The organism is Thermococcus sp. (assembly GCF_027012695.1).
GTDB lineage: Archaea > Methanobacteriota_B > Thermococci > Thermococcales > Thermococcaceae > Thermococcus.
Window position 1 is genome coordinate 1 of record NZ_JALUYR010000008.1, and the last position, 5585, is coordinate 5585.

At 56.2% G+C, this 5585-nt stretch carries 5 protein-coding genes and 1 pseudogene; 1 reads left to right on the plus strand and 5 read right to left on the minus strand.

Annotated features, from left to right (window positions below; translation table 11 throughout):
- Nucleotides 1-669 (plus strand): class I SAM-dependent methyltransferase (locus tag MV985_RS00510; RefSeq protein ID WP_297458019.1); only part of this gene is annotated, 669 nt, incomplete at its 5' end.
- Here MV985_RS00510 and MV985_RS00515 read toward each other — a convergent pair.
- The 5 genes and pseudogenes from MV985_RS00515 to MV985_RS00535 all read right to left on the minus strand — a co-directional run.
- Nucleotides 617-2137: an MFS transporter gene (locus MV985_RS00515; RefSeq protein WP_297458027.1), complete on the minus strand. Its 1521-nt coding sequence runs from the start codon at nt 2135-2137 to the stop codon at nt 617-619. The genes MV985_RS00510 and MV985_RS00515 overlap by 53 nt on opposite strands.
- 45 nt (nt 2138-2182) lie before the next feature.
- Nucleotides 2183-2794, minus strand: a complete 612-nt coding sequence (locus MV985_RS00520) for a DUF3267 domain-containing protein (protein ID WP_297458021.1) — start codon at nt 2792-2794, stop codon at nt 2183-2185.
- Nucleotides 2794-3825 (minus strand): polyprenyl synthetase family protein, encoded by a 1032-nt coding sequence (locus MV985_RS00525; RefSeq protein WP_297458023.1) that lies wholly within the window; start codon nt 3823-3825, stop codon nt 2794-2796. Before MV985_RS00525 ends, MV985_RS00520 begins: the two co-directional genes overlap by 1 nt.
- Before the next feature lie 54 nt (nt 3826-3879).
- Nucleotides 3880-5232, minus strand: coding sequence for an RNase J family beta-CASP ribonuclease (locus MV985_RS00530; protein ID WP_297458029.1), 1353 nt, complete (start codon nt 5230-5232; stop codon nt 3880-3882).
- A 104-nt stretch (nt 5233-5336) separates the two neighbouring features.
- A pseudogene (locus MV985_RS00535) lies at nt 5337-5585 on the minus strand (alpha-hydroxy-acid oxidizing protein); the annotation flags it as partial.

The window sequence follows — 5585 nt, forward strand, 5'->3', positions numbered from 1 at the left end:
CATGCCTTAACGACGGTTCCACTCGCCTATCTCGTCGGCGAAACCGGCCGCGTTGTGGCGATTGATAGATCAAGGTGGCGCTTTTTCGAGGAGGTAACTTCAGTCACCGGCGTCAAGCACCGGATAATCCCCCTAAAGATCGACGCGAGAGAACTGCCCTTTCCGTTTAAGGTCTTCGATTTAGCCGTCCTCGTGCACGGAATAAGGAGCCTGAAGAAAGAGGAGACGATGATAAAAGTCATCTCCGAGATGCTCCGCGTTGCGGATATGGTCTTCATAGCCGAGAGCCTGCCGGTAGCGAACAACGGGAGGCAGGAGGCACATTTGGAACTCTACAACCTGCGCGAGGAAATATTCAAGGCGCTCTTTGGCGAGAAGGACGACCTGCACTATCCAACGATGGAGGAACTCAAAGAACTCGCAGAAAAAGCAGGAGGAAGGGTAATCGAAAGCGGGACCTTTGAGCCGGGCCTGCCTCACTACCTGGCCTACATCCCTCGGAAATACGTGGAGGGTATAAAAGACGAGAGAAAGCGCGTCGATCTTCTAAAAAGATGGGATAGAGCCTACGAGAAGTGGAAGAGAGGAACCGAGCACCCTCCCGTCGGCTGGCTCCTCATTGAACGGCCTTCTCACCCTTCGGGAGCAGGAAGGAGAGCAGGGCGCTGATGACCAGGATGGCCATCATGAAGATCACGGAGGTCTTCATGGCGTCTATGAAAGAGACGTTAACCATCCGGCGTATCACCTCGTGGTACTCCGGCGGAATCGTCAGTTCACCCTGCTGCATCTTGAGTATCCACTGGATCACTGCTTCCTTTATCTGCTCCTTGCTCCCCTCAAAGACCCCGGACTCGTAAATCTGTCTCGTTATGCTGTGGATCACGCCGAGGACAAGGACGGCACCGATGAAAGCCGTCCCCAGCGAGAGGCCGAACTGCTTCTGGGCGTTGAAGATTCCCGATGCGTCGGCCTGCTGCTCTGGCCTCGCCCCCATCATCGCCAGGTTGGTTATCTGGGAGAAAATGAGGCCGAAGCCTGTACCATAAAACGCCAGTCCGAGGGCAAAGTCGCTTCCGGTGACGCCGGGCTTGAGGACGCGAAGGAGGAGGTAGAGGCCGATGAAGGTGAGAACGATGCCGAGCTGGATTATCTGCTTGGGTGTGAGGTATTTGGCAAAGCGCTGGCCGCCCATCGAGAAGATGAACATCATTATCGAGAGAGGAACGACGACGAAACCCGTCTGGATGGCGTTGTAGTGGAGGTACTGCTGGACGAATACCGGAACCGTGAACATTATCCCCGCGAGGGTCATCTGGAAGAAGAGGCTGACGAGGTTGGCCGCGGTGAAGACCCTGGACTTGAAGATGTCCACGTCTATCAAAACGTCCTTCCCCTCGGCCTTGCGCTTCTTCTCGTACCTCCAGAAAGCCCAGAGGGTTAGCAGGCCAAGGACCATCAGCAGGAGGACAGGCGGGTTGGTTAGCGGGTCCATTATGAGAACCGAGAGCGTTAGCAGGAACAGACCAACGCCGACGAGGATCGCTCCAACAACGTCGAGCTTGATTTTTCTCTCTGGCTTGTAGTCCGCGAGCAGCTTCATTCCGTAGAAGATTCCAGCGGCAATAAAGGCCTCCATGAAGAAGCCGAGGCGCCAGGTGATGTAGGTCGTGAAGAAGCCGCCGATGATCGGGCCAAAGGCTGCAGCAGCACCGCCGACGCCGCCCCAGACGCCGAAGGCGAAGGCCCTGTCCTTACCGGTGTAGGCCTTCGTGATGTAGGTAACGGTAGCGGGCATCATCATCGAGGCGCCGATGCCTTCAAGGATCGACCAGCCGATTATCAGGATGAGAAGGTTGGGGGCGAAGGCCGCCATAAGCGTTCCAATCGTGTAGATGACCAATCCGCGGAAGAAGACCTTTTTGGTTCCCCAGATGTCGGCCAGCTTCGCGCCGGTTATCATAAAGGCCGCCATAACGAGTGCGTAGAGCGTTATCGCGCTCTGAACACCGCTCACCGTGGTGTCGAGGTCTCTGACGAGGGCGCTGATGGAGACGTTCATCATCGTCGTGTCTATGAACATTATGAAGAGCGCCGCGCTCATGATGTAGAGAACTCCCCACTTCGAATGCGCCATTCTGTTCACCAGAGAACGGTTAAGGTGACGGAGTTATAAGATTTGCTAGCCGCTCTCGACGACGACTTCAATTCTACCGAAGAGAATGAGGGCAAGAAAAACCAAGATGACCGCAGCCTTCAGGACAGATGAAACCCACGAAGGGTAAGGGAGAGGAACTTCGGAACCGGAGCGAAGGGTCGTTCCGTCGTCGAAGACTTCAGCATCGGAGGGTATTCTGAGGAGCGAGAGGGCTGTAAGAAAGTCGCCCGCCATTCCCGCTGTGTTGAAGACGTAAACGAGCGCCCAGAAGTTCGAGTGGAGGAGCCAGGCAAGGGTCAGGGCAGCTAACGAAAGGATCAGAGGGGAGAGGGATACGATGATGTATTTTCTCGCCGGTAGGGGAGTCTCAATGGCCACGTAGGGCACCAGAACAAGCCTGTTAATCGTCGTGAGGCCGAATCTAACCCTGGCTCCCAGGAGTCTGGCAGCGAGGACGTGAAGTCCCTCATGGAGCGGAACCACCAGAAACCAGGGGAGGAAGAGGAGGTAGAGCGCATCACCTGGAGAACTTATCGAGACTTCAAACCAGGGCACTGCCAGGGGAGAAAGGAAGAGCAGCAGAAAGGAGAGGATAAGAACATCGGAGGAATAATCGGAGAGCCTCAGCTCCCCCATCAGAACTCCCTCTCCACCAGGAACTCGGCGAGAAGCTCTAAATCCCTCCTCGCCTCGCTCTCCGGGAGTATCTTTAAGGCCTCGTTCGCCTCTCTGACGAGGTTCTTGGCGTATTCTGCCGCGTAGTCAATGCTTCCGTACTTTTTGAGGAGCTCAATGGCCTTTGCGACCTCTTCCTTCACCTCCTCGTCGTGTATCAGCGCGTCGCCCTTCACATCGCCGGCGTATTTGCCGAAAACCTTCAGGAATTCGGCCTTATCTTCATCGCTCGCGTTCTGGAAGAAATGGCTAACTATCAGCGTCTTCTTCCCCTTCCTTATGTCGCTTCCCACGGGTTTACCCAGCTTCTCCTCGTCGGCTATCAGGTCAAGGACATCGTCCCATATCTGGAATGCTACCCCCACGTTCATGCCCCACTTTGAGAGGGCCTGAATATACTCCTCGTTATCAGTGCCGACTATCGCCCCTATCTCGGCCGAGCCCTGGAAGAGCGCCCCGGTCTTGCCCGCTATCATTCTGAGGTACTCATCAACCGTAACCTCTTTCCTCGTCTCGAACTCTATGTCGAGAGCCTGTCCCTCGCAGAGCATGTTGGATGTTCTTACGAGAACGTCGAGGATTCTGGCCTTCTTCTCGGGGCTTACCTCGGCCCTCGCTATCGCCTCGAAGGCCTTGCTGAAGAGAAGATCGCCCGCTAAGATCGCCATATTCACTCCCCAGAGCTTGTGGACGGTCGGTCTTCCCCGCCTAAGCTCGTCCATGTCCATTATGTCGTCGTGAACCAGCGAGTAGTTGTGGATGAACTCGACCGATGCCGCTGGATAGAGGGCCTTCTCCGGATCACCGCCGACCGCCTCAGCGGCGCGGAGGACAACAAAGGGTCTAACCCGCTTTCCACCTGCGAGGGGATAGTGCCTGGCCGCTCTGTAGAGGTCCACCGGTTCTTTCTCCGGAATGAGTTCCAGTATAACCTCATCAACGTCCCTGGCTTTAGCCCTGATCCTTCCAAACAGATCATCGTGCTTTCCCATTCTACCACCCCGTGAAGATGAGGCAACCTAAATGGAAGAGGAGAGGAAAGTTTATCAGCTTTGCCCCTCCTTTCCGGGTATCTCGACGGTGTAGCCGTTCCTCGAGACGAAGACGTCCCTTCCAATCATGTAGCCCTCCTCCTCGGCGAGTTCAGCGTAGTGGGTGAGCATCCTGAACTCGCCGTGGGCCGGCACGATGTTCTCCGGGTTGAGCATCCTCAGCAGGTAGCGGTGGTCTTCCCTGCTTGCGTGTCCTGAAACGTGGAGGTCCTTTATCATCCTAACGCCCCTCATCCTGAGTTTTGTCTCCAGAACGTAGCGCTGTGCTCTGTTGAGGGGATTGGGTATCGTTCCGGCGGAGAAGACGACCGTGTCGCGCTTGCCTATGTCGTAGAGCTCCCCGTTGGCCATTCTGGTAAGGACCGCCCCCGGCTCGCCCTGATGGCCGGTAACCACCAACAGGTAGTTCTCCCTTGCCTGAGAAACCTCCGCCAGAACCTTCTTGATGGCGTTTGGACTTCTAACGGCTCTGGCCCCCTTCATCTTGATGAGGCCGAGCTGCTTCGCGATCCCTGTGTATTTAGCCAGGGAGCGACCGACGAAAACCGCCTGCCTGCCCATCCTGTTGGCTATCCAGATGAGCTCCTGGAGGCGGGCTATATGGGAAGCGAAAGTTGTCGCGATAAGGCCGTCCGCTTCCCTGCCCTCGTAGAGGAAGAAGTCCTCGAGGAGCATCTGGGCAACGGCTTCACTCGGCGTTTTGGTTGGCTCTGCAACGCGCGTTGATTCGGCTATGAGGACTTTAACGCCCTCCTTCCCGAGTTCTTTGAGGCGCTTGTAGTCAGGACTCTCTCCGAGGGGGCTGTTGTTATCGAACTTGAAGTCACCGGTGTGGAGAACCGTGCCGTCGGGGGTGTGGACTGCTATCATTGACGCCTGGGGAATCGAATGGGTGGCTCCGATGAACTCTATTGCGATGTTCTCACTGACCTGGACTATCTCCCCAAAGGCCGTCTCGTACATCGGGTTCTTGACCTCGAAGTACTTCTCGCTCTTGACCTCACTCTTGGCGAGCTTTACAGTGTAGGGCGTCCCGTAGACCGGCACGTCCGGGTAGTGGGGCGCGAGCTTTCCTATCGCTCCGATGTGGTCGAGGTGGCCGTGGGTGAGGACTATCGCCACGACCTTCTTGTCCCTTAGGATAGAATCATCCGGGATAGCGCCGAGCTTCTGGAGTTCCTTCGCTGGAAACTCCTGGATGTTTACATCTTCGTGGATCAGGACGCGGTCGAGCCTTATCCCCATATCGATTATAACGACCTCCTCCCTGCCACCGTTGGTGTAGCCGACGGCGGTCATGTTCTTGCCGACTTCCTCGTAACCGCTGATCGTGTAGATTCGTATCATCCGCATCATCCTCCCGCCCCAGGCCCCTTTTGAGGCGTGGGGCTGCGCTGGTTTCTACTCGGACGGGGGGTTTAAAAAGGTGTGCATTTCGGGGGAGAAGAAAGTCAGAGCCTACCCCTTCGGAGGTAGGAGGGAAGGTCAATCCTCTGCTCGAGCCACTCCCGGGTGAAGCCCGTAATCACGAGCGGGACCTTCCTGAGCTCCTCGACGTTCTTAGCACCTACCAGAAACATCGCGTTCCTTATCTCCTCGATGTACCTCCTAAGGATTTTTATGACGCCCTCGACGTCGCCCTTGACTGCGGGCTTGAGAAGTGGGAGTGCCACTCCGGCGAAGGTTGCACCCATTGCCAA

Excerpts from the sequence above, each read along its gene's own strand:
- MV985_RS00515 (WP_297458027.1), bottom strand. The coding sequence starts at position 2,137 with ATGGCGCATTCGAAGTGGGGAGTTCTCTACATCATGAGCGCGGCGCTC.
- MV985_RS00520 (WP_297458021.1), bottom strand. The coding sequence starts at position 2,794 with ATGGGGGAGCTGAGGCTCTCCGATTATTCCTCCGATGTTCTTATCCTC.
- MV985_RS00525 (WP_297458023.1), bottom strand. The coding sequence starts at position 3,825 with ATGGGAAAGCACGATGATCTGTTTGGAAGGATCAGGGCTAAAGCCAGG.
- MV985_RS00530 (WP_297458029.1), bottom strand. The coding sequence starts at position 5,232 with ATGATACGAATCTACACGATCAGCGGTTACGAGGAAGTCGGCAAGAAC.